The sequence below is a fragment of the Streptomyces abyssalis genome (assembly GCF_001751365.1).
In the GTDB taxonomy this organism is placed as follows: Bacteria; Actinomycetota; Actinomycetes; order Streptomycetales; family Streptomycetaceae; genus Streptomyces; species Streptomyces abyssalis.
In genome coordinates, this window is sequence record NZ_LJGT01000041.1 from 1384542 (window position 1) to 1408951 (window position 24410).

19 protein-coding genes are annotated in these 24410 nt (G+C 71.2%); 12 read left to right on the forward strand and 7 right to left on the reverse strand.

The features are described 5' to 3' along the window. Positions 1–115 precede the first annotated feature (115 nt). From AN215_RS26775 to AN215_RS26800, 6 genes are all read left to right on the forward strand, one after another. Entirely contained in the window at positions 116–2869 is a 2754-nt protein-coding gene (locus AN215_RS26775) for a DNA translocase FtsK (RefSeq protein WP_070010625.1), read from the forward strand. A gap of 190 nt (positions 2870–3059) precedes the next feature. Further along, positions 3060–3884 carry a helix-turn-helix domain-containing protein gene (locus AN215_RS26780; RefSeq protein WP_070010624.1) on the forward strand — a complete coding sequence of 275 codons (825 nt, stop codon included), beginning with the start codon at positions 3060–3062 and terminating at the stop codon, positions 3882–3884. A 145-nt stretch (positions 3885–4029) separates the two neighbouring features. After that, on the forward strand, positions 4030–5619 hold the full coding sequence (rimO, locus tag AN215_RS26785; RefSeq protein ID WP_070010623.1) for a 30S ribosomal protein S12 methylthiotransferase RimO: 1590 nt from the start codon (positions 4030–4032) through the stop codon (positions 5617–5619). Beyond that, positions 5616–6326 (forward strand): CDP-diacylglycerol--glycerol-3-phosphate 3-phosphatidyltransferase, encoded by a 711-nt coding sequence (pgsA, locus tag AN215_RS26790; RefSeq protein ID WP_070010622.1) that lies wholly within the window; start codon positions 5616–5618, stop codon positions 6324–6326. The genes rimO and pgsA overlap by 4 nt, the downstream gene beginning before the upstream one ends. Further along, entirely contained in the window at positions 6319–6885 is a 567-nt protein-coding gene (locus AN215_RS26795; protein ID WP_245694735.1) for a CinA family protein, read from the forward strand. Before pgsA ends, AN215_RS26795 begins: the two co-directional genes overlap by 8 nt. Before the next feature lie 132 nt (positions 6886–7017). Continuing rightward, positions 7018–7401 carry a helix-turn-helix domain-containing protein gene (locus tag AN215_RS26800; protein WP_070010621.1) on the forward strand — a complete coding sequence of 128 codons (384 nt, stop codon included), beginning with the start codon at positions 7018–7020 and terminating at the stop codon, positions 7399–7401. Between the two features lie 632 nt (positions 7402–8033). Here AN215_RS26800 and AN215_RS26805 read toward each other — a convergent pair. Both AN215_RS26805 and AN215_RS26810 read right to left on the reverse strand, forming a co-directional pair. Beyond that, a complete protein-coding gene (locus tag AN215_RS26805) occupies positions 8034–8858 on the reverse strand; it encodes an Fpg/Nei family DNA glycosylase (RefSeq protein ID WP_070010620.1) in 825 nt (274 codons plus the stop codon). Positions 8859–9011: 153 nt separating this feature from the next. After that, positions 9012–13760 (reverse strand): ATP-dependent helicase, encoded by a 4749-nt coding sequence (locus AN215_RS26810; RefSeq protein WP_070011303.1) that lies wholly within the window; start codon positions 13758–13760, stop codon positions 9012–9014. Positions 13761–13817: 57 nt separating this feature from the next. On the opposite strand from AN215_RS26810, the gene AN215_RS26815 reads away from it, so the two are divergent. The 6 genes from AN215_RS26815 (at position 13818) to recX (ending at position 18340) form a co-directional block, all read left to right on the forward strand. After that, complete coding sequence (locus AN215_RS26815) at positions 13818–14645, forward strand: AraC family transcriptional regulator (protein ID WP_070010619.1); 828 nt, start codon at positions 13818–13820, stop codon at positions 14643–14645. Between the two features lie 106 nt (positions 14646–14751). Then, positions 14752–15579, forward strand: a complete 828-nt coding sequence (locus AN215_RS26820) for an AzlC family ABC transporter permease (protein ID WP_070011302.1) — start codon at positions 14752–14754, stop codon at positions 15577–15579. Beyond that, on the forward strand, positions 15576–15890 hold the full coding sequence (locus tag AN215_RS26825; RefSeq protein ID WP_070010618.1) for an AzlD domain-containing protein: 315 nt from the start codon (positions 15576–15578) through the stop codon (positions 15888–15890). The genes AN215_RS26820 and AN215_RS26825 overlap by 4 nt, the downstream gene beginning before the upstream one ends. Positions 15891–15945: 55 nt before the next feature. Beyond that, positions 15946–16140, forward strand: a complete 195-nt coding sequence (locus AN215_RS26830) for a DUF3046 domain-containing protein (RefSeq protein ID WP_070010617.1) — start codon at positions 15946–15948, stop codon at positions 16138–16140. 289 nt (positions 16141–16429) lie between these two features. Beyond that, positions 16430–17563, forward strand: a complete 1134-nt coding sequence (gene recA, locus AN215_RS26835) for a recombinase RecA (RefSeq protein ID WP_070010616.1) — start codon at positions 16430–16432, stop codon at positions 17561–17563. A gap of 69 nt (positions 17564–17632) precedes the next feature. Then, positions 17633–18340 (forward strand): recombination regulator RecX, encoded by a 708-nt coding sequence (gene recX, locus AN215_RS26840; RefSeq protein WP_079123437.1) that lies wholly within the window; start codon positions 17633–17635, stop codon positions 18338–18340. A 65-nt stretch (positions 18341–18405) separates the two neighbouring features. Here recX and AN215_RS26845 read toward each other — a convergent pair whose 3' ends face one another. The 5 genes from AN215_RS26845 to AN215_RS26865 form a co-directional block, all read right to left on the reverse strand. Continuing rightward, entirely contained in the window at positions 18406–20277 is a 1872-nt protein-coding gene (locus tag AN215_RS26845) for an FAD-dependent monooxygenase (RefSeq protein WP_070010615.1), read from the reverse strand. Positions 20278–20569: 292 nt separating this feature from the next. Then, positions 20570–21442 (reverse strand): amino acid ABC transporter permease, encoded by an 873-nt coding sequence (locus AN215_RS26850; RefSeq protein ID WP_070010614.1) that lies wholly within the window; start codon positions 21440–21442, stop codon positions 20570–20572. Then, complete coding sequence (locus tag AN215_RS26855; protein WP_070010613.1) at positions 21439–22086, reverse strand: amino acid ABC transporter permease; 648 nt, start codon at positions 22084–22086, stop codon at positions 21439–21441. Before AN215_RS26855 ends, AN215_RS26850 begins: the two co-directional genes overlap by 4 nt. Positions 22087–22258: 172 nt before the next feature. Next, positions 22259–23179 (reverse strand): glutamate ABC transporter substrate-binding protein, encoded by a 921-nt coding sequence (locus AN215_RS26860; protein WP_070011300.1) that lies wholly within the window; start codon positions 23177–23179, stop codon positions 22259–22261. Between the two features lie 288 nt (positions 23180–23467). Beyond that, a complete protein-coding gene (locus AN215_RS26865) occupies positions 23468–24244 on the reverse strand; it encodes an amino acid ABC transporter ATP-binding protein (RefSeq protein WP_070010612.1) in 777 nt (258 codons plus the stop codon). Positions 24245–24410 lie beyond the last annotated feature (166 nt).

Sequence of the window (24410 nt, forward strand, 5' to 3'; positions counted from 1 at the left end):
GCCGGGCGCCGGTCCGAGCGGTACGGTGCCTGACCTCCCGTCAGCGGCCCCTCGGCGCAGCCGCGCTGCACAGCCGTTCGTGCCCCCGCCGCCCGACGACGGTAACCTCACAGCCATGGCCTCTCGTACGTCCGGCTCCGGAAAGGCAGCCAAGAAAGCGCCCGCGAAGAAGGCTGCCGCGAAAAAGGCGCCGGCGAAGCAGGCCACCGCCAAGAAGGCAGCGGCCAAGAAGCCGGCCGCCAAGGCGAAAGCCAAGGCCGCGCCCAAGCCGGCGCCATCGCCCACCGGCGGCATCTACCGGCTGGTGCGCGCCTGCTGGCTCGGCGTCGCACACACCGTCGGTGCGCTCTTCCGCGGCATAGGGCGCAGCACGAAGGGGCTCGATCCCGCGCACCGCAAGGACGGGCTGGCCCTGCTGCTGCTGGGCATCGCGCTCGTCGTGGCCGCGGGCACCTGGTCCAACCTGGACGGCACGGTCGGCGACCTCATCAAGATGCTCATCACGGGTGCGTTCGGACGGCTCGATCTTCTCGTGCCGGTGCTGCTCGGCGTGATCGCCGTACGGCTCATCCGGCACCCGGAGAAGCCGGAGGCCAACGGCCGCATCGTCGTGGGTCTTTCGGCGCTCCTCATCGGCGGGCTCGGGCTCGTGCACATCGCCTGCGGTGCTCCGGGGCGAAGTGCGGGCGAGAGCGCGATCCAGGACTCGGGCGGCCTCATCGGCTGGGCGGCCTCACGGCCGCTCATCGAGACCGTCGGCCAGGTGCTGGCCGTGCCCCTGCTCGTACTGGTCGCCGTCTTCGGGCTTCTTGTCGTCACCGCCACTCCCGTCAACGCCATTCCGCGGCGGCTGCGTGCGCTCGCCGTGCGGCTGGGGCTCGCCGACGCCCCGGCCCCCGCACGGGAGTCCGAGGACGACGAGACGGACGGGGAGCAGCACGCACGCCCCCGGCGCGGCAGCGCGCACAACATGCGCAAGGACTATCTCGACCCCGCGCACGCGGAGAAGGAAGCTCTCGACAGCCGCCGCTCCTCCCGCAAGGGCCGTGCCCGGCGGGGCGGTGCGGCGGCGGACGCCGGCCACCACGACGAGTCGCGCGACGTCGCGGCGGACGCCGCCGCTTCGCTCGACGGAGCGCTGCTGCACGGCGTGCAGCCCTCGCCGCTCGTCGCCGACCTGAGCAGCGGTGTCTCCTCCGGCGAGCGGCGCAGGGCCGCGGCCGCGGGGGACGGGGAAGCCCGGGACGCCGGGCCGGGGCGCAAGGAGACGGGAGCGGACTCGAAGGACGCCGGCAGGCGCGAGGACACCCCCGTACCCGATCTGACGAAGCAGTCGGCGCACCAGGAGCCGGATTCGCTTCCGCCGCGCGCCGAACAGCTTCAGCTCTCCGGCGACATCACCTACTCGCTGCCGTCCCTTGACCTGCTGGAGCGCGGCGGCCCGGGGCGTACGCGCAGCGCGGCCAACGACCGGGTCGTGGAGTCGCTGACGAACGTCTTCGGCGAGTTCAAGGTGGACGCCGCCGTCACCGGCTTCACCCGGGGCCCCACCGTCACGCGGTACGTGATCGAACTCGGGCCGGCGGTCAAGGTCGAGAAGATCACCGCACTGACGAAGAACATCGCCTATGCCGTCGCCAGTCCGGACGTGCGCATCATCAGCCCCATCCCGGGCAAGTCGGCGGTCGGCATCGAGATCCCCAACAGCGACCGGGAGATGGTCAATCTCGGCGACGTGCTGCGCTCCGCCGAGGCCGCCGGCGAGGAACACCCCATGCTCGTGGGCCTCGGCAAGGACGTCGAGGGGGGCTATGTCTCGGCCAATCTCGCCCGCATGCCGCACATCCTCATCGCGGGCGCGACCGGTTCCGGCAAGTCCTCCTGCATCAACTGCCTCATCACCTCCGTGCTGGCGCGTGCCACCCCGGAGGACGTACGGATGGTCCTCGTCGACCCCAAGCGGGTCGAACTGACCGCCTACGAAGGCATTCCGCACCTGATCACGCCCATCATCACCAACCCCAAGAAGGCCGCCGAGGCCCTGCAGTGGGTCGTGCGCGAGATGGACCTGCGCTACGACGACCTCGCGGCCTACGGCTACCGCCACATCGACGACTTCAACGCGGCGGTGCGCAGCGGCAAGGCCACCGCCCCCGAAGGCAGCGAGCGCGAGCTGGCCCCGTACCCCTATCTCCTGGTCATCGTCGACGAGTTGGCGGACCTGATGATGGTGGCGCCACGGGACGTCGAGGACGCGATCGTACGGATCACGCAGCTCGCACGGGCTGCGGGCATCCATCTGGTGCTGGCCACACAGCGCCCGTCCGTCGACGTCGTCACGGGCCTGATCAAGGCCAATGTGCCCTCCAGGCTGGGCTTCTCCACCTCGTCCCTCGCCGACAGCCGCGTCATCCTCGACCAGGCGGGTGCCGAGAAACTGATCGGCAAGGGCGACGGGCTCTTTCTCCCGATGGGCGCGAACAAGCCCGTCCGCATGCAGGGCGCCTTCGTGGACGAGGAGGAGATCCACGGGGTGGTCGCGCACTGCAAGGCGCAGATGTCCCCGGTCTTCCGCGAGGACGTCGTCGTCGGGCAGAGCAAGAAGAAGGAGATCGACGAGGAGATCGGCGACGATCTGGACCTGCTCTGCCAGGCGGCCGAGCTGGTGGTCTCCACACAGTTCGGTTCCACGTCGATGCTGCAGCGGAAGCTGCGGGTGGGCTTCGCCAAGGCCGGACGGCTGATGGATCTGATGGAGTCGCGGGGCGTGGTCGGGCCGAGCGAGGGGTCGAAGGCCCGGGACGTGTTGATCAAGCCCGACGAACTCGATGGTGTGCTGGCCGTGATCCGCGGGGAGTCTCACCCGTAAGGACGAGTGAGGCAACCGTTTCCCTGGCGTATACGTCAAGTTGGAGAAGGGAGCGGGAGGAAGTGTCCGGAGTCAGGCGGTACGACAATCCTGATGGCGTACAAAGTTCGTCCGCCCGCTTGCCCCACTCTTTTGCTCCGCCCCTAGACTGAACGTCCAGCAGGTGGCTACACGCTCGAAAGGCGCCCCCGTGTCCATCGGCAACGCAGCGGAAGAGGACCGTCCATCGGTCGGTCAAGCCCTCCAGCAAGCCCGTACTGAAGCACGGCTGACTGTCGACGAAGTCAGTACGTCTACGAGAGTGCGCGTCCCCATCGTGCAGGCGATCGAGGCCGACGACTTCTCCCGCTGCGGCGGTGACGTCTACGCCCGCGGGCACATCCGAACCCTGGCACGCGAAGTCGGACTGGATCCTCAGGAGCTCGTCGCGCAGTACGACGAGGAGCACGGGGGGCGTCCTCAGCCGACTCCGCCCGCCGCGCTCTTCGAAGCCGAACGCATCCGCCCGGAACGGCGCAGGCCGAACTGGACGGCCGCGATGGTCGCCGCGATCGTGGCGGTCGTCGGCTTCGTCGGCTTCACCCTCGTGGGAGGGGGCGGTGACCAGGAGCCCTCAAAGGCGAAGGAGACGCCCTCAGCGAAGCCCACGGAGACCGACACCCCCTCAAGGCCTCCCGAGACCACGGATCCCGCCGAGGACCAGAAGCCCTCGGACAGTCCGGACCCATCCGACAGCGCGATCGCCGCGGCACCCGCCGACAAGGTGACGGTGCAGATGACCGCGGAGCAGGACGTGTGGATCTCCGCGCGGGACCACAACGGACGGCTGGTCCACGAAGGCGTGCTGAAGAAGAGCAAGAGCAAGGTCTTCACCGACGACAAGCGGCTCAGCCTCGTACTCGGCAATGCCGGCGGCGTGAAGCTCTACGTCAACGGCAAGGAAGTCGAGAACGTCGGCGAGGACGGTCAGGTACAGCGCGTCAGCTACACCCGGGGCGACCCGGAAGCGGGTTAGCCGCGACCGCACGGACGGGCCTCGGCACGCCTGACCTGGGCGCCGCCGCAGGGCCGCACACGGTCTCAGTCGCAGCGCGTCCCGCCCACCAGCCGCAGCATCACCTGCGGCTGGTGGGCGGGACGTGACGAAGTACGCTGAGTCCATGCCCGAATCCCGCACCGTCGCCCTTGTCACGCTTGGGTGCGCCCGCAACGAAGTCGACTCCGAAGAGCTCGCAGGCCGCCTGGCGGCGGACGGCTGGGATCTGGTGGAAGACGCCGCGGACGCCGACGTCGCCGTCGTCAACACCTGCGGCTTCGTCGAGGCCGCGAAGAAGGACTCCGTCGACGCGCTGCTCGAGGCCAACGACCTGAAGTCCGGCGCGGGTTCGGACGGCGCCGGCCGCACGAAGGCCGTCGTGGCGGTGGGCTGTATGGCGGAGCGGTACGGCAAGGAGCTCGCCGAGGCGCTGCCGGAGGCCGACGGAGTGCTCGGGTTCGACGACTACGCCGACATCTCCAGCCGGCTCCGTACCATCCTCGGCGGCGGCGTGCACGCCCCGCACACCCCGCGCGACCGCCGCAAGCTGCTGCCCATCAGCCCCGCCGAGAGGCAGGACGCCGGCTCCGGCGTCGCGCTGCCCGGGCACGGTGCGCCGGAGGACCTTCCGGCCGGAGTGGCTCCGGCGTCCGGGCCCCGTGCGCCTCTGCGGCGGCGGCTGGGCGGCAGCCCCGTCGCGTCCGTGAAGCTGGCGTCCGGCTGCGACCGGCGCTGCTCGTTCTGCGCGATCCCCTCCTTCCGCGGCTCCTTCATCTCGCGGCGGCCGTCCGACGTTCTGGGCGAGACGCGCTGGCTGGCCGAGCAGGGCGTGCGCGAGGTCATGCTCGTCTCAGAGAACAACACCTCCTACGGCAAGGACCTGGGCGACATCCGGCTGCTGGAGACGCTGCTGCCCGAACTGGCCGCCGTGGACGGCATCGAGCGGGTCAGGGTCAGCTATCTGCAGCCGGCCGAGATGCGTCCCGATCTGATCGACGTACTGACGCAGACGGAGAAGGTCGCCCCGTACTTCGACCTGTCCTTCCAGCACTCCGCGCCGGGTGTGCTGCGGGCGATGCGGCGGTTCGGCGACACGGGGAGCTTCCTGGAGCTGCTGGAGACGATCAGATCCAAGTCGCCGCAGGCGGGCGTCCGTTCGAACTTCATCGTGGGCTTCCCCGGCGAGAGCGAGGCCGACGTCGAGGAACTGGAGCGCTTCCTCAGTGAGGCCCGGCTGGATGCGGTCGGAGTCTTCGGATACTCCGACGAGGACGGTACGGAAGCCGCCGGCTACCAGGAGAAGAACGCTCCCGACGTCGTCGCGGAACGCCTGGAGAGGGTCTCCCGGCTTGCTGAGGAGCTCACGGGGCAGCGCGCCGAGGAGCGGCTCGGCGAGACGGTTCATGTGCTCGTCGAGGGGGTCGAGCAGGACGAGGACGGTGACGGGGACGGCGAGGGCGCAGTCGACGCCTCGGGCCGCACCTCGCCCGCCGGCACGGTGCTCCTCGGCCGCGCCGCGCACCAGGCGCCCGAGACGGACGGCCAGGTGCTGCTGAGCGGGGGGCCCACTCCGCTACGGGGCTCCGCGATCGGACGTATGGTCGAGGCGAAGGTGGTCGCCACAGAAGGCGTGGACCTGGTCGCCGAGCCGCTGCACAGCGGTGCCGAGGGGGGCGACGAGGGCGGCGGAGGCAGCAAGGAGGCCGGCGGATGACAGGAGTGCCGGCTTCCGCGGCGAGTGGTGGTGCGATGGCCAAACCCCAGCACAAGCCCCAGTACGAGGCCCTGTCCGGTGGCGCTGCAGGATCGGTCCGCCGGGTCAGCCTGTGGAACATCGCCAACATCCTCACGATGGTGCGGCTGCTGCTCGTCCCCGGTTTCGTGGCGCTGATGATGTGGCACGGCGGGCACGACCCGGCCTGGCGCTCGTTCGCCTGGGCCGCCTTCACCGTGGCGATGATCACCGATCTCTTCGATGGGGAGCTCGCCCGCCGGTACGACCTCGTCACCGACTTCGGCAAGATCGCTGACCCGATCGCGGACAAGGCGATCATGGGAGCCGCGCTGGCCTGCCTGTCCGTCCTGGGCGACCTTCCCTGGTGGGTGACCGGCGTGATCCTCTTCCGCGAGCTCGGCATCACCGCGTTGCGGTTCTGGGTGATCCGGCACGGCGTCATCCCCGCCAGCAGGGGCGGCAAGCTCAAGACCCTGGCGCAGGGCGTCGCGGTGGGCATGTACGTACTGGCGCTGACCGGGCCGCTCGCGACGCTGCGCTGGTGGGTCATGGCGGTGGCCGTCGTGCTCACGGTGGCGACCGGGCTCGACTACGTACGGCAGGCGATCGTGCTGCGCCGGGCCGGGCGGGCGCGTGAGCGGGCGGCGCGGGCGGCGGGTACGACAGGCCGGGGCAGCGGTGAGTGACTCCCTGGAGCCGGACGAGTGTGAAGAGGCTTACGCCGACGTCGCCGCACAGGTACTGGAGCTGCTGGTGGAGCGCGGCGAGACGCTGGCCGTCGCCGAGTCGCTGACCGGCGGCATGGTGGCCGCCGAGATCACGGCGGCGCCGGGGTCCTCGCGGGCGTTCCGGGGCTCGGTCACGGCGTACGCGACGGATCTGAAGAGGGATCTCCTGGGCGTGGACGGGGCGCTGCTGGCGGAACGGGGCGCTGTCGACGAGGACGTCGCCCGCAGGATGGCCGAGGGAGTGCAAGGGGCGCTGAGCGCCTCCTGGGGCCTTTCGACGACCGGGGTCGCCGGCCCCGAGCCGCAGGACGGCCGGCCGGTCGGCACGGTCTTCGCGGCCGTCGCGGGTCCGCACGGCGCGACGGTGTCCCGCGGGCTGAAGTTCGAGGGCGACCGCGGGGAGATCCGCGAGCAGAGCGTGACGGGTGCACTGGAGCTGTTGCGCGGCGAACTGGCCGGGAACGTACGGGGGAAGGGTAAGGAACAAGACGGGGGGAATGGTTGTTTGCAGCCCTGAGTGAACACGACATCGCTCCCCGCACGGGTGCAGCCCGAGGCGGTACGGTGGAGCCTGAAGGATTCACGCCCGATGGGGTGGTGGGTATATCAAGCTGTGGAAGACGCCGCGCGTTGAGAGGGAGGAGCACCGATGATTCTGCTCCGTCGCCTGCTGGGTGACGTGCTGCGTCGGCAGCGCCAGCGCCAGGGACGAACCCTGCGCGAAGTCTCTTCATCTGCCCGGGTTTCGCTCGGGTATCTCTCCGAGGTCGAGCGTGGCCAGAAGGAAGCTTCCTCGGAGCTGTTGTCCTCGATCTGCGACGCCCTGGATGTCCGGATGTCGGAGCTGATGCGGGAGGTCAGCGACGAGCTGGCGCTCGCGGAGCTGGCCGAGTCGGCTGCGAGCGACACGGTGCCCGCGCCGATGCGCCGCACTGTCCTCAACCCCGTTTCCGTGACATCGGTCACAGGAGTCCCGGAGGAGCGCGTCACGATCAAGGCGCCCGCCGAGGCCGTCGACGTGGTCGCGGCCTGACGCGTACCTCGTACGGACGGCGCGACAGCGAGAGAGTTCGACGAGAGGCCCCGCCGGTTGGTCCGGCGGGGCCTCTCGCTGTCCGTGCCGGGCGCTGTGGTGGTGCGCCGCCACCGGCCTACCCGAACCGGCTTCTTCGTCCGGGGCTGCTCGCGCCCACTGCCCCGTGGGCAGCGGGCTTCCCGCTGCTGTCGCGGGGTCGCACAGAGTGCGCGACCATGGGCGGAGCGTGTCCAGCGACCGGTTCATCCGGGAGGTGCGGGAGATGGCGGGGTGCATACCGCGGCCGGCGGTGCGCCGGGCTCTGGCAACCGTCGGCACGGTGGGAGCCGTGTGGCTCGTGTGGCGGCTCATAGCCCCCGGTGCACCGCCGGCTGAGGCGATGGCTGCAGTGCTCGGCTGGGGGCTGGGGGTGGTGCCCGTCCATGTGACGCTCAGGGACCGGCACCAGGGGGAAGCCGGTCCGCGTACGACGGTGCGGCGTCCGGCGCAGATGTACGAGCGAGGAGCGGGGAGACGAACGCGCGGGCGGGACAGGCGAGTTCGGTGGCGGGGGGACAGAGGAGAACCCCGGTGGTGAGCCCCGGCCACGGCTCCGGTCACGGCCACTGCCACTCCCACTGCCACGGTGGTTACGGCTGCTTCGGCTGCGGGCCGGGCTGGCAGCGGGGGCAGTAGAAGGCGGTGCGCGAGCGGTCGGGCGGCCCGTGCGTGCCTGTGCGCACGCGGTTGCCGCAGCGGTGGCAGGGCCGGTGGGTGCGCCCGTACACCCACAGAGCGCGGTCGCGGTCGGAACCGGCCGGCGCCTGGGTGGTGCGGCGGTCGAGGCGTTCCTTGTTGGCGTCGAGGAGATTGCGGGCGGCAGCGAGCAGCTTCTCCAGGCGTGGGGGTGGGAGCTCGCCGACGGGGCTCCAGGGCGAACGGCCCGCGAGGAAGCAGAGTTCGGCGGCGTACACGTTGCCGATGCCCGCGAGGTTGCGCTGATCCAGCAGTGCTTCGACCAGGGGGCGGTCCGGTTCCGCGAGGAGACGCTGCCGGGCCTCGTGTGCGTCCCAGTCGGGGCCCAGAAGGTCGGGGCCGAGATGCCCGAGCGCTGCCGACTCCTCGTCGGTGCGCAGCAGTTCGAGGAGGGGGAGGCGGTAGCCCGTCGCCGTGCCGGTGGCCGTCGCGAGTACGACGCGGATCTGGTGTGACGGTCCGCCACCGCCTCGTGCGGGACGTTCGGGAGTGCTGACCCGCCACGCGCCCTCCATGCCGAGATGCGAGTGGATCGTCACGCCGCTCTCGACACGGATGAGGATGTGCTTGCCGCGGGGGACGGCTTCGAGGGCGCGGCGGCCGGAGAGGTCCGCCGTCGCAAGCCGCGGTACGCGGAAGTCGGTACGCGTGAGGGCCTGCCCGGCGAGCATTCCGTGCAGCCGGCGGGCCGTGTACCAGACGGTGTCTCCTTCGGGCATGCGCTCATCCTCGCAACGGAGGCGGAGGCGGAGGCGGAGGCGGGAGCGGGGCAGGAGGTGAGGGCAGTCGTGGGTGCATTGCGCCGGTGGCCTTCGCCCGCGCACCGGTCTCCGGCGCCGCAAGGGCTGTCGCCGTGCCCCGGACCGGTGCCGTCATCGGGCCCGCAGGCGCAGCCCGCGTGGAGTGGCGTGGAAGCCGGCGCTCTCCAAGAGGCTGCCGAAAGGTGACGAGAGCGCCGGAACTCCGTTCACCCGTTCCACGGTGACGGTGCCCAGGGCGCCCTCCAGCGCGGCACGTGCCAGTGCCTCAGCTGCCGTGGCTGGAGCGGGCACGCCGCCCGTATCCATGACGTCGTCGTGCGGGGCCGTGCCGCCGTCGGCGGAGGTGCCCGGCCAGACGAGCAGCGTCTTGCCCCCGCGCTCCATGTAGATCGTCAACTCGCCGTCGACCAGGACGACCACGGCTCCCGCTTTGCGGCCCGGTTTGTGCGTCGCCCCCTCGGGCGGCTCGGGCCACGGGAGAGCCGCTCCGTATGCGTTCGCCGGGTCGGCGGCGGCCAGCACCACGGCGCGGAAGTGCTGGTCCCGTTCGCGGGCCGTGTGCACCGCGCGGAGCCTGTCGATGGCGCCGTCCATCGCGAACTGCGCGGCGCCCAGGCCCTCCACGACATATCCGCGCCGTGCCTGCCCGCTCTCCTCGAACGCCGACAGAACCCTGTACGCGGCGGAGAAGCCGCCCTCCACACCCTCCGCGGCCACGGCGCCGCGCGTGACGATGCCGTGCCGGTCGAGGAGCGTACGGGCAAGGGCGTGCGCCCGGTGCGTCGCGTCCGTCTCGGCGGCGGGCAGCAGGGACCAGCGGCCCGCGACGGTCGGCGGGCCGTTGCGGGAAGCGGTCGGGCGGTTCGTGCCGCTGCGGGTGGTGGCGGCGGTGAGGGAGCCGTAACGCCCGCGCGGGACCGCTCGCTTGGCGCGGTGGGCCGTCGCCCCCGCCGTACGGCCGGAGCCGAGGAGGGCGCGGAGCGGAGCCAGCGTGTCGTTGGAGACGCGGCCGGACCAGGCCAGATCCCAGAGGGCGTCGGCCAGTTGAGGATCGGTGGCCTCCGGATCGCCGGCGGCGCGCACTTGGTCGGCGATCTGACGGAAGAACAGGCCGTAGCCCGGCGCGAGCGCATCGAGGACGGCCTGGTGCAGAGGCCCCGGCTCGAGCGGCAGCGGCGGCGGCAGCAGCAGCGGCGCCGTGTCGGCCGGATACAGCGAGACCCAGCCGTCCTTGCCGGGCAGCGAACCAGCGCCGGCCCAGACGATCTCGCCCGAGGTGGTGAGCTCGTCGAGCATGCCGGGGCCGTAGTCACGTACGCGACCGGGCAGGACCAGCTTCTCCAGCGCCGAGGCGGGCACCGGCGCGCCCTGCAACTGCTCGACGGTGCGCATCAGTCCGTCGATGCCGCGCACGCCGCCCGCGCCCGACGGGGACACATGCTGCCACTGGGGGAGGAAGGCCGCGAGCGCGGACCCCGGCACCGGCTCCAGCTCCTGGCGCAGCGCCGCGAGCGAACGGCGCCGCAGCCGGCGCAGGACGGAGGCGTCGCACCACTCCTGGCCCACACCGGCGGGATGGAACTCTCCCTGCACGAGACGCCCGCCCGCCCCGAGCCGCTGCAGCGCTCCTTCCGCCACGGCTGTGCCCAGTCCGAAACGGGCCGCGGCGTCGGCGGAGACGAACGGCCCGTGCGTACGGGCGTACCGGGCCAGAAGGTCGCCGAGCGGATCGGGCACCGGCTCGGTGAACGCCTCCGGGACACCCACGGGAAGGGCGACGCCCAGCGCGTCACGCAGCCGCCCCGCGTCCTCGACGGCAGCGAAGTGCTCCTCTCCCGCGATACGGACGCGGATGGCCCGCCGGGCCGACTCCAGATCCACGGCCCACTGGGGATCCGCTCCGCGCTCCCGCAGCGCGGCACTCGTCAGCGGGCCCAGCAGCCGGAGCAGATCGGCCACGCCCTCGGCGTCCTTCACGCGCCGGTCCTCGCTCAGCCACTGCAGCTCACGCTCCAGCTCCGTCAGGACCTCGGCATCGAGCAGCTCACGCAGCTCCGCCTGGCCCAGCAGCTCGGCCAGCAGCCGGGAGTCCAGCGACAGGGCCGCCGCGCGGCGCTCCGCGAGGGGTGAGTCGCCCTCGTACAGATACTGCGCGACATAGCCGAAGAGCAGCGACCTGGCGAAGGGGGACGGATCGGCGGTGGTGACCTCGACCACGCGGACCCGGCGTGCCTCGATGTCGCCCATCAGCTCGGAGAGGCCCGGCACGTCGAAGACGTCCTGGAGGCATTCGCGGACCGCCTCCAGCACGATCGGGAAGGAACCGAACTCGGATGCGACCTGGAGGAGTTGGGCGGCGCGCTGCCGCTGCTGCCACAGCGGTGTGCGCTTGCCGGGGTTGCGGCGCGGCAGCAGCAGCGCACGCGCGGCGCACTCCCGGAAACGGGCGGCGAAGAGCGCCGAGCCGCCCACCTGGTCGGTGACGATCTGCTCGACGTCGCCCGCGTCGAAGAGGACGTCGGAGACGCCGACCGGTGCCTGTCCGTCGTCGAAGGCCGCACTGCCCCCGGACGGAGCGTCCGCGGCGGCCTCCTCCAGCAGATCCAGGCCCATCAGGCCGGCGTCGGGGAGGCGGAGCACGAGGCCGTCGTCGGCGTGCATGACCTGGGCGTCCATCCCGTACCGCTCGGTGAGCCGGGCTCCGAGAGCCAGCGCCCACGGCGCGTGGACCTGCGCCCCGAAGGGGGAATGCACGACGATCCGCCAGTCGCCCAGCTCGTCGCGGAAACGCTCGACCACGATCGTCCGGTCGTCGGGGACGTGACCGCAGGCGCTGCGCTGCTCGTCGAGATAGGTGAGCAGATTGCCGGCCGCCAGCTCGTCGAGGCCCGCCGCCGACAGCCGCTCGCGCGCCGCTTCCGGGCCGAGCGAGCCGATCTCGCGGAGGAACCCGCCCAGCGCACGCCCCAACTCCAGGGGACGGCCCAGCTGATCGCCCTTCCAGAAGGGCAGACGCCCCGGCACACCGGGAGCGGGCGTGACGAGCACACGGTCCCGGGTGATGTCCTCGATCCGCCAGGAGGTGGTGCCCAGGGTGAAGACGTCGCCCACGCGGGACTCGTAGACCATCTCCTCGTCGAGCTCGCCGACCCGGCCGCCGCCCTTCTTCGGATCGGCACCCGCCAGGAAGACGCCGAACAGACCGCGGTCGGGGATGGTGCCGCCGGACGTGACCGCGAGACGCTGCGCCCCGGGCCGTCCGCTGAGCGTCTGCGCCACCCTGTCCCACACCAGACGCGGCCGCAGTTCGGCGAACGCGTCGGACGGATAGCGGCCGGCGAGCATGTCCAGCACGGCGTGGTAGGCCGACTCGGGAAGGGAGGCGAACGGCGCGGCGCGGCGCACCACGAGCAGCAGCTCCTCCACGTCCCACGTGTCCACGGAGACCATGGCGACCAGCTGCTGCGCGAGAACGTCCAGCGGATTCGCGGGGACGCGCAGCGCCTCGATGGCACCGTCGCGCATCCGCTCCGTGACCACCGCCGACTGGACGAGATCGCCCCGGTACTTGGGGAAGACCACACCGGCCGAGACGGCGCCGACCTGATGGCCGGCACGCCCCACACGCTGCAGTCCGGACGCGACGGACGGAGGGGACTCGACCTGGACGACCAGGTCCACCGCCCCCATGTCGATGCCCAGCTCCAGGCTGGACGTGGCGACGACGGCGGGCAGCCGCCCCGACTTCAGCTCCTCCTCCACCTGCGCACGCTGGTCCTTGGAGACCGAACCATGGTGCGCGCGGGCCAGCAGCGCGGGCGCTCCCTTCGCCGAGCCCGCCTCGGCCATCACCTCCGCCGGCGAATGGTGCTCGGGCATGGGCTCGCCTGTGGCGCGCTCGTACGCGATCTCGTTCAGCCTGTTGCACAGACGCTCCGCGAGACGGCGGGAGTTGGCGAACACGATGGTCGAGCGGTGCGCCTGCACGAGGTCGGCGATGCGCTCCTCCACCGAGGGCCAGATCGACGGCTTCCCGCCGCCGCCCGGACCGCCGCCGCCCGGGGCGCCGGCGTCCTGGGCGGGCGAGCCGCTCAGCTCGCCCATGTCCTCGACGGGCACCACCACCGACAGATCGAACTCCTTGCCGGACTGCGGCTGCACCACGGTGGCCTTGCGCTGCGGCGAGAGGAAACGCGCCACCTCGTCCACGGGCCGCACGGTGGCGGAGAGGCCGATGCGGCGGGCGGGCCGCTCCAGCAGCTCGTCCAACCGCTCCAGCGACAGCGCCAGATGAGCGCCACGCTTGGTGCCGGCCACCGCGTGCACCTCGTCCAGAATCACGGTCTCGACGCCGGAGAGGGCCTCGCGGGCCGCGGAGGTGAGCATCAGGAACAGCGACTCGGGCGTGGTGATCATGATGTCCGGCGGGCGGCGGGCCAGCGAACGGCGCTCGGCGGCCGGGGTGTCACCGGAGCGGATGCCGACCCTGATGTCCGGCTCGGGCCGGCCGAGCCGGAGCGACTCCTGCCGGATGCCGGTCAGCGGGCTGCGCAGATTGCGCTCCACATCGACCGCGAGCGCCTTCAGCGGCGAGACATACAGCACACGGCAGCGCTTGACCGGATCCGCGGGCGGGGGAACGGAGGCCAGCCTGTCGAGCGACGCGAGGAAGGCGGCCAGGGTCTTGCCGGAGCCGGTGGGCGCCACGACCAGTGCGTCCGACTCCTCCGCCAGCGCGCGCCAGGCGCCCGCCTGGGCGGACGTGGGCGCGCGGAAGGCTCCCGTGAACCAGGCCCGGGTCGCGGGTGAGAAGGCATCGAGAGCCGAGGCGGGTGCGGAGCCCGGCGAGATCTGACCCATGGAGTCCATCGTGCACCTCACCACTGACAACGCCGCCGCACGGCGCAGAATGGCCCCATGGGAGCGGGAGAGAGCGCGCGGCACTGGCGGCATCCGCAGCTGCCGGGCGTCGATCTGCTGCGTGCGCGCTATCTGACCAAGACCTTCGCCCGGCACACGCACGACGCCTACGTCATCGGGGCCATCGCCGAGGGCGTCGAGGTCTTCCGGCACCGCGGCGCCGAGCACCGAGCCGGGCCGGGCGGGCTGGCGCTGATCAATCCCGGTGTCCCGCACTCGGCCCACGCGGGCGGGCCGGAGGGCTGGCGCTACGACGTGCTGTATACGGACCCGGGACTCGTCGCCGGCATAGCCGCCGAGACCGCGTCGGTCCGCGGCACCCCGGGCTTCGCCACCGCCGTCGCCGACGATCCCGGGAGCGCCGGTCTCGTCGCCCGCGTACACCGCGCCGCGGAGGAAGGGCAGGTGCTCGCCGCGGACAGTCTGCTGCGGATCGCGGTGGCCAGGCTGCTGCGGCTGCACGGCGGTCCGCTCCCCTCGCGTCCCCTCACGACGGCAGGTGCCAGGACGGCGGAGCGCGCTCGTGCGGTCCTGGAGGAGCGGATGGCGGACCCTCCCACCCTGGAAGGGCTCGCGGACCAGCTGTCCACCGGAGTGTTCGCGCTGCTGCGGGCCTACCGCGAGCGGTACGGGATGCCGCCGCACGCCTGGCTGACCGACGCCCGTGTGCACCGGGCGCGCTCGCTGCTGGAGGCGGGCGTGCCACTCGCGGACACCGCTGCCGCGGTGGGCTTCACGGACCAGTCGCATCTCAGCCGGCACTTCGGACGCATCGTGGGCGTACCGCCGGGCGCCTACCAGCGCGAGCGTCTGCGGCCCGGCTGAACCACCCTGGCGGGCGCCGTGTGCGCGGCCTCGCTGTACGGGGCCGGCGGCCGGGGCGCAAGAACGTACAAGACCGCGGGGGCGTCCCGCGGCTAACGTGACGCCCGTGCTCGAACAGAAAGACGACTCACAGCCTCCCACCAGCCCGCACTCCACTCCGGGTGCCGACGACCGCGCAGTCGTACGCGACGCGCTGGGCGTGGGGGTCGCCGTCGGGCTGTCCGGATTCGCCTTCGGTGTGACGGCGGCCGGCGCGGGCGTCAGCCTGCCGCAGACCTGCGCGCTCAGTCTCTTCGTCTTCACGGGGGCCTCGCAGTTCGCCCTCGTGGGGGCGCTCGCGGCGGGCGCGAGCCCGCTGACGGCAGCGGCGGGAGCGTTCTTCCTGGGCGTACGGAACGCCTTCTACGGACTGCGCCTTGCCACCCTGCTGCGGCTGCCGCGCGCGATACGTCCTCTCGCCGCGCACATGGTCATCGACGAGACCGCCGCGGTCACGCTCGCCCAGCGGACCCGGCGGGGCGCCCGTATCGGCTTCACGGTCACCGGCGTGACTCTCTTCGTGCTGTGGAACCTCACCACGCTGCTCGGCGCGCTGGGAGCGGGCGCGCTCGGGGACACGAAGACATGGGGCCTGGACGCGGCGGGGCCCGCGGTCTTCCTGGCACTGCTGGCACCGATGCTCCGCACGTCCGCCGCCCGCGCCACCGCCGCGCTGGCCGTCGCGCTGGGGCTCGGGCTGCTGCCCGTACTGCCGGGAGGCGTGCCGGTACTGCTCGCGGCGCTGGCGGCGCCGGCCGTGCTGCTGCTGCGCGGACGCCGGGAGCGGGAGCGGGGGGACGAGGCCGGGACGGGGACGAAGACGGGGACGGAGACCGCGCCGGGGACTGGGACGGAAACCGCGACGGTTACGGAGAAGGGGGAGGAGCGGCGATGAGCGTGTGGATCGCGATAGGCGCGACTGCTCTGGGCTGCTACGCCGCGAAGCTGCTCGGGCTGTCCGTGCCCGAAGGGATGCTGGAACGCCCGGTCGTCAAGCGGCTGGTGACGCTGCTTCCGGTCGCGCTGCTCGCCGCGCTGACGGCACAGCAGACCTTCAGCGACGGCGGGGCGCTGCTGCTGGACGCGAAGGCGGCGGGGCTTGGGGCGGCAGCGGTGATGCTGCTGCTCCGTGCGCCCTTCCTCGTGGTGATCGCGGCCGCGGTGCTGGTCACGGCCGCGGTACGCGCACTGGGCTGGTCCGCGTGAGCGGAGGGCCCATGGGGCCGGCGGCCGGTGCGGACCGGGCCTGGATACTGGGCCCATGCGCTTGACGGACTTCTGGCAGCGGATGGCGGACCACTTCGGCGAGTCCTACGCGGACTCCTTCGCCCATGACCATGTGATGTCCGAACTCGGCGGCCGTACGGTCTGCGAGGCCCTGGACGCGGGCTGGGACGCGAAGGAGATCTGGCGCACGGTGTGTGCCGTCATGGAGGTGCCCGCCGAGAAGCGGTGATCCTGCAGGGCTCCAGTCGGCGGCCGTGACTGTGGAGCCGCGGCTGTGGGGCCGTGGCCGCCGGCCGTGCCGTGGCAACTCGCCTTTTTGGGCGGGGATTTCGGTAGTTGTCCACAGGATTTCAGGGTGGCTTGACGCAAAAATCGAACATCGATTCTTATGGAGGCTCTGGCGGGGTCCTCCCGCTCCCCCTTACCGGGTGAGGAGCAGGGAGCCGGGCCGATTGTCAGTGGCAGACGCTAGCGTCGTGGACGTGAAGCGATCGACTCAAGCAAACCGGGTGGCCCCAATGGCAGAAACCGACCGCGAGAAGGCGCTCGAAACCGCCCTCGCGCAGATTGAACGGCAGTTCGGCAAGGGCGCCGTGATGCGCATGGGAGAGCGGCCGAACGTGCCCGTCGAGGTCATCCCCACGGGTTCCACCGCCCTCGATGTCGCTCTCGGCGCCGGCGGCCTGCCGCGTGGCCGCGTCGTCGAGGTGTTCGGGCCGGAGTCCTCCGGCAAGACGACCCTGACACTGCACGCGGTGGCCAACGCCCAGAAGGGCGGCGGCACGGTCGCGTTCGTCGACGCGGAGCACGCCCTCGACCCCGAGTACGCGAAGAAGCTCGGTGTCGACACGGACGCGCTGATCCTCTCCCAGCCGGACAACGGCGAACAGGCCCTGGAAATCACGGACATGCTCATCCGATCCGGTGCGCTCGACCTGATCGTCATCGACTCCGTCGCCGCGCTCGTGCCGCGTGCGGAGATCGAGGGCGAGATGGGCGATTCGCACGTGGGCCTCCAGGCCCGGCTGATGAGCCAGGCACTCCGGAAGATCACCGGCGCGCTGAACCACTCCAAGACCACTGCGATCTTCATCAACCAGCTGCGCGAGAAGGTCGGCGTCATGTTCGGGTCGCCCGAGACCACGACGGGTGGCCGCGCGCTGAAGTTCTACGCCTCCGTGCGGCTCGACATCCGCCGCATCGAGACGCTCAAGGACGGTACCGACGCCGTGGGCAACCGCACCCGCGTCAAGGTCGTCAAGAACAAGGTCGCCCCGCCCTTCAAGCAGGCCGAGTTCGACATCCTCTACGGACAGGGCATCAGCCGCGAGGGCGGGCTGATCGACATGGGCGTGGAGAACGGCTTCATCCGCAAGTCCGGCGCCTGGTACACGTACGAGGGCGACCAGCTGGGCCAGGGCAAGGAGAACTCCCGCAACTTCCTGCGCGACAACCCCGATCTGGCCAACGAGATCGAGAAGAAGATCAAGGAGAAGCTGGGCATCGGAGTGACGCCCGAGGAACCGGGCGGAGAGCCCGGTGCCGACGCCGCAGGTGCGGCAGCGCCCCCGGCCGACGGTTCCGCGGAAGCGGTCAAGACGGCGCCGGCTTCGAAGGCGAAGGCTCCCAAATCCGCTGCCGCGAAGAGCTGATCCGTGACACGGCGCACACAATGGCCGGTCCAGGAAGACAGCGGTGGCCCCACTTCGTCGAGGGCCGAGGTGGGGTCACCGCGTTCTGCCCGCACATCACGCAGGCGCACGTCCGGTGCCCGGCGCACAGGTGAGGGAGCGCTGCCGGGCGACGCCGAGGACGGTGACGGCCAGGCCGCGGAGGACGGTGACGCCCGGGCGGAGGCAGACGGGCTCGCAGACGCCGCTGGTGACGGTGAGGGGGGCCGGTCGCAGGGAGCCGGGCCGGAGAAGGACCCTGCGGAGCAGGCAAGGGCCATTTGTCTGAGGCTGCTCACCGGCACGCCGCGGACGCGTCGGCAGCTCGCCGACGCCCTGCGGAAGCGGGAGATCCCGGACGACGTCGCCGGGGAGGTGCTCTCCCGCTTCGAGGAGGTCGGGCTGATCGACGATGCCGCCTTCGCCGACGCGTGGGTCGAGTCCCGCCATCACAGCCGGGGGCTGGCCCGCAGGGCACTCGCGCGCGAACTGCGCACCAAAGGGGTGGATTCCCAGGTCGTGGACGACGCCGTCGGGCAGCTCGATGCCGAGCGGGAGGCGGAGACGGCGCGTGCTCTGGTGGAGGGGAAGCTGCGCTCCACCAGGGGGCTCGACCGGGAGAAGCGCATCCGCCGCCTCGCCGGGATGCTGGCCCGCAGGGGGTACGGCGAAGGGCTCGCGTTGCGTGTGGTGCGGCAGGCACTGGAGGAAGAGGGGGACGATCCGGAGCTGCTGGACCGGTATCTGCCAGAGGACTGACTTCCTCAGCCCACCGCGTCGCCCGCCGCCGGTCGTTGTGCGGCATGCGCCGGTCTATCCGTCGTCTACCGGCGTGCTCCGCGGGACGTTGCCGGCCGGTTTCCGGAAAGGGTGCCTCCGCGCACGGCGTCCGCGCACGCTCGCAACTGACCGGTGCGCGGCCCGGGCAGGGCCACCACCAGATGACCGTCGGGCCGTATCACCAGCACGGTGTGTGCGGCCGCGCCCGGATACTGTTCCGTCACCAGCAGCCGGGCCTTCAGGGGCAACGCGTCCACGGCCGCGGCCAGTTCGGGCATCAGGCCGGCCGAGAGCCAATGCCGGCTGTCCCAGACGGCGGTGCCCGGAGCGACGAGCAGCACCAGCAGTTCGCTGCCCGAGCCGCACAGCTGTGCGCGCAGCCTCCCGCGCTCCCCGTCCAGCGCGATCACCGGCACATCCTCGACGGGCCCACCAGGCAGCGTCCCGACCGGCACGGTCTCGACGGCGCTCCGCGCGGGTGTGAGCGGCGAGTGCCGGTATGTGGCGGGCGCCCCCAGCAGCCCGCGCCCCAGATGCCCGTCCGTCAGCAGCTCCAGCGGTGTACGGGCGCCGCCGCCCGGCAGCATCGACCGCAGACCGCCGCCCTCCCTGCGTACCAGCGGCAATGCCTGGTCGACAGCGCGGAGCCGGGCTCCCACGGCGCCGCGCCGCTCCGACTCGTAGCTGTCCAGGAGCACTTCGACGGCGTCCCGGTCCACGCGCGGCCCCCGTACGCCGTTGGCCTCGTGCCAGGCCAGAGCCAGCTTCCAGGCGAGGTTCGCCGCGTCGCGCAGCCCTTCGTCCACCGACTGCACGCCGAGCGCCCCGACGAGATGGGCTGCGTCGCCGGCGAGGAACGTACGTCCCACACGCCAGCGCCGTGCGAGCCGCTGGTGGGATGTGTGGACGCCGGTGTCGAGGAGTTCGTACGGACCGACGTCCTCCGCACCGCCGCCACTGCCGCCACCGCGCCCCCCGCCGGCTCCGCCGTCGCGCCCCGCTCCTCCCACTCCGTACCACTGGCCGAGGGTGGCGTGGACGCGCTCCAACAGGGCGTCCGGGGTGACGAGTTCGCCGCGCGGGGGCAGCAGCCAGTCGAGCCGCCATACGCCGTCCGGCAGCGGCCGGGCCGTCACCTCCGTCTGCCGCCCGCCACTGCCACGTCCACCGCCACCCCGGCCGGCGCCGCCTCCGCCGCCCAACTCCCGGTGCAGCACGGCCTGTTGTTCCCACGGAAGCTCTGTGCGCAGCGCAGCGACCGCATGCCGCTCGACTGCGGTACGGCCCGCGAAGGGCACACCGAGCAGTTTCCGTACGGTGGAGCGTGCGCCGTCGCAGCCGACGAGATAGCTGCCGCGCCACCAGGTGCCGCCCCTGCCGGGCCTGTTGCCCCGCCCACCGCTGACCTCCGGCAGGCGGTCCGGGCCGTCCGAGCCGTACCCGCCTCCCCCGTCGCCGTCGCCGGCCGCCGGGACAGGGACGGCGGAGCCGCGCGGCCGCGTGTGCGCGGTGACACCCGTCGCGTCCTGCTCGACGATGTCGACGTGGCTGCGGGTGACGATCTGTGCGAGCTTCTCCCGCGCGAGCGCGTCACGCAGCCCGCGCTCCAGCGCATGCTGCTCCAGATGCAGCGGTGCCGTCTCCTCCGTCAACTCCACGTCCTGGACGAGCTGTTGACGGCGTCTCGTGCTCCAGCGGGTCCAGCGCGCGCCCGGGACGGCGGAATCCGGAGCCGTCAGTGCCGCGAGCCACGAGGCGGTGTCGGGGCGCAGCACACAGCTGCGGGCGGCCCGCACGGTCACCTCCCCGTCGCCGTTGTCCAGTACCAGCGAGGGCACACCGGATTTCGCGAGCGCCAGTGACAGTGCGAGCCCGGCCGGCCCCGCGCCGACGACGATGACTTCGGACTCACTCACGCGTGCGTCCCCGTGCGGTGCCGGACAGCGCGGACCGCACGGCCCGCGCAGGCGGCTGAGGAGGGGGGAGAGGAAACGGGTGGAGCACAGTGCGCGATCACGAAACGTATGCAACCCAGTGCCAGGTCACCCGTCAAGCTGAGGTGGAGCGGCGGGAGCGGCTGCCCGGACAGATCGTGACAAGTCCAGGCCGCCGCTCCCGTGCTGACGGCTACCGCCGGCCGTTCCTCCGCGGACCACCGGCCGCGCTCCGGTGGGGATGCGGCCGTCGCGACATGACCGGCTCTCCGCGTCAGGTCGCCGGTCCTGCGCCCCCGCCCATGTCGGGTGCCGCCTTCTGCGCTTCGGCCACCTTGATGCCCGTCTTGGCCCGCCGCCCCCGCTTCTCGATCCAGTTGGCGAGCGCGGACAGGGCGAGGCACATCGCGACGTAGATGGCGCCGAAGACCAGCACGACCGGGACGTAGGGGTTCTCCCCGTCGACGAGGATGGTGCTGGCCATCTGCCGCCCGGCGTACAGGAGTTCCTCGTAGGTGATGACGAAGCCGAGCGAGGTGTCCTTGAGCGTGACGACGAGCTGGCTGACGATCGTCGGCAGCATGGACCGCACGGCCTGCGGGATGAGGACGGTGGTCATCACCTGCGTCTTGCTCATGCCCAGCGCGTACGCGGCCTCGCTCTGCCCCTTGGGTACGGCGAGGATGCCCGCGCGCAGCACCTCGGCCTGCACCGCGCCGTTGTAGAGCGTGAGGCCGATGACCACCGCCCACAGCGGGTCGCTGGTGAAGAAGCCCACCCACAGCACGTAGATGGTGATCAGCAGCGGCACGGCCCGGAACAGTTCGATGACGCCTGTCGCCACCCAGCTGACGGGCCTGTGGTCGGAGAGCCGTGCCACCGCGAGCAGCACGGCCAGCACCAGCGACAGAACACCCGCGATCGCGAACGCCTCAAGGGTGCTGACGAGGCCCTTGGCGATGGAGTTGCGCACCCCGGCGTAGTTGAAGATGTCCCACATCGCACCGTCCAGATGGCCCTTCGCGGCCAGCCGGTAGACGATGAAGGCGATCAGCCCGAGAAGCGCGGCGGAGCCTGCGACGGCGTAGATGCGGTTGCGTGCGCGGGCCTTGGGGCCCGGAGAGTCGAAGAGAACGGACGAGCTCATCGGGCGACCTCCATCCTGCGCTCCAGCAGCCGGAAGAAACCGCTGATCAGGAAGACGAGCACCAGGTAGGCGAGGGCCACCCAGACGAAGATGACCATGACGTTGTAGCCCTTGTCGCTCAGCACCTTCTGGACGCTGAAGAGTTCGGGGTTGTTGAAGGCGCCGGCGATGGCGGAGTTCTTCGTGAGCGCGATCATGATGCTGCTCAGCGGGGGGAGCACGGTCCGCGTCGCCTGCGGCAGTACGACCATGCGGAGTGTCTGTACGAAGGTCATCCCGAGGCTGCGGGCGGCCTCGGCCTGCCCGAGCGGCACGGTGCTGATGCCGGAGCGAACCGCTTCGCACACGAACGACGAGGTGTAGAAGCCGAGCGCCAGTACGCCCAGGACGTACGAGCTGATGCCGGGGAAGAGGACCTGCGGCAGCACGAAGAAGGCCACGAGGAAGAGCAGCGTAAGCGGGGTGTTGCGCAGCAGCGTCACCCACGCGGTGCCGAACGCACGCAGCGGCGGCACCGGCGAGACCCGGAAGCCGGCTATCAGCACGCCGAGTATGAGCGCGAGCGCGGCACTGGCCGCGGTCAGCGAGACCGTTCCGATGAATCCGTCGCGGAACAGGTCCAAGTGGTCGAGCAGAACATTCATAGGGTCTCCGCAGGGCGGTCAGGGAATGCCGCGTCCCGTACGCCCGCCCGTGCGGACGGGCGTACGGGACGCGGGTTGGCGCCGGCCGGCCGGTCGGTCGTGACCGCCGCGCGAGGTGGGCTGTGCCGTCGGATCAGGCTGTCTGATACGCCGGCGCATCCCGGAGAGTCGGTCAGCGCTCGAGGGCCGGCGGCTCCTCGAACTTCGAACCGGAGCGGCCCAGCGTCGCGTCGTAGGCCTTCTTGTAGCTGCCGTCCTTCTGGTGCGCCTCGACGGCGTCGAGCACGGCGCTCTGCAGCTCCTTGTCGTCCTTCTTGAGGCCGATGCCGTACGGCTCCTCGCTGAAGGTCTCGCCGACGACCTTGAGCTTGGTGGGACGCTCGGCGGCGTAGCCCTTGAGGATGGCGTCGTCGGTCGTCATGGCGTCGACCTGGCCGTCGAGGAGCTGCTTGACGCAGTCGGTGTACTTGCCGAACTCGACGGGCTCGGCGCCGAACTTGGACTTGTTGTCCTTCAGGTTCTGCAGCGGCGTCGAACCGGTGACGGAGCAGACCTTCTTGCCCTTGATGCTGTCCGGGCCCTTGATCGACTTTTCGTCCTTGCGGACCAGGAGGTCCTGCCCGGCCATGTAGTACGGGCCGGCGAAGCTGACCTGCTTCTTCCGCTCGTCGTTGATCGTGTACGTGCCGACCATCAGGTCGACCTGGCCCTTGGAGATCGCGGTCTCGCGGACGGACGAGTCGATCGTCTTGAACTGGACGTCCTTCTCCGGGTCGAAGCCCAGGTCGGCGGCGACCATCTTGGCGACCTCGATGTCGAAGCCCTCGTACTTCTTGGACGAGGGGTCCTGGAAGCCGAGGTAGGGCTGGTCGGACTTGGCGCCGATGATCAGCTTGCCGCGCTTCTGTGCCTTCTTCAGCACGGGCGAGTCGACCTTGACGTCCTTGGCGACCTTGTACTCCGGCAGCGCCTTGGTGTCCGTGTCGCCGCCGGGCTTGTCACCGGCGGGGCCTTCCTTGCCACCGCAGGCTGTGGCGGACAGGGCGAGAGTGAGGACCACGGCCGCCGAGGCGGCGGTCTTCCGGAACTTCATGATGGGCATCCCTTGCGCTCGGTGTTCTGCTGGTCGGCGGTGTTACGCCGCCGGTCGTGCGGGTCGCCGGCGGTGCGGGCGGCTGCCGCGGGTCCGGCCTCCGGCTGCCGGTGGGGTGGCAGCCGGACGGCCGGTGAACCGGGGCGGCTGGGGCCGGCGGTCGTTGCGGGGGCGTTGCTGGCTGGACTGGGATCTGCTTCGCAGATCTGCTCGGAACTGCTCTCTGAACTGGGCTGATCTGCCAGGAACCGACCGAATCCCGCTCGGAAGGTTCCGCTCAGCGGCACATCAGTGATGAAGGATCTTCGCAAGGAAGTCCTTCGCCCGGTCACTGCGGGGGTTGTTGAAGAACTGGTCCGGCGTCGCCTCCTCGACGATCCGCCCGTCCGACATGAAGACGACGCGGTTGGCGGCCGAGCGTGCGAACCCCATCTCGTGTGTGACGACGACCATCGTCATGCCCTCGTCGGCGAGCTGCTTCATCACCTCGAGGACCTCGTTGATCATCTCGGGGTCGAGCGCCGACGTGGGCTCGTCGAAGAGCATCACCTTGGGGTCCATGGCGAGCGCGCGGGCGATGGCCACCCGCTGCTGCTGCCCCCCGGAGAGCTGTGCGGGGTACTTGTCGGCCTGGTTGCCGACGCCGACGCGGTCGAGGAGGGCACGTGCCTTCGTCTCGGCGGCCTGCTTCTCGGTGCGGCGGACCTTGGTCTGCCCCAGCATCACGTTCTCCAGCACCGTCTTGTGCGCGAAGAGGTTGAACGCCTGGAAGACCATGCCGACGTCCGCACGCAGCTTCGCCAGCGGCTTGCCCTCCTGCGGGAGCGGCTTCCCGTCGATGGAGATGTGGCCCGAGTCGACCGTCTCCAGACGGTTGATCGTGCGGCACAGGGTGGACTTGCCCGACCCGGAGGGCCCGATGACGACGACGACCTCTCCGCGCGCGATCTTCAGGTCGATGTCCTGGAGCACATGCAGCGCACCGAAGTGCTTGTTGACGTTGTCCAGTACGACCAGATCTTCCGCGGCCGGCGCGGCGTCCTTGGTCACCGATACTTCGCTCATCGGCGTGTAGCTCCGTCCTCGTCGGTTGCGAGGACACTAATGAGCTACCGCCACCAGCGTCATTACATCTGAGGGGAAATTGAGCATAACGATCCCGTCGCGGTCGTCACCCGCACGCACGATCGCCGCGGAATCCGTAGTCTGTCGTACCGGCTGCATGACGGAA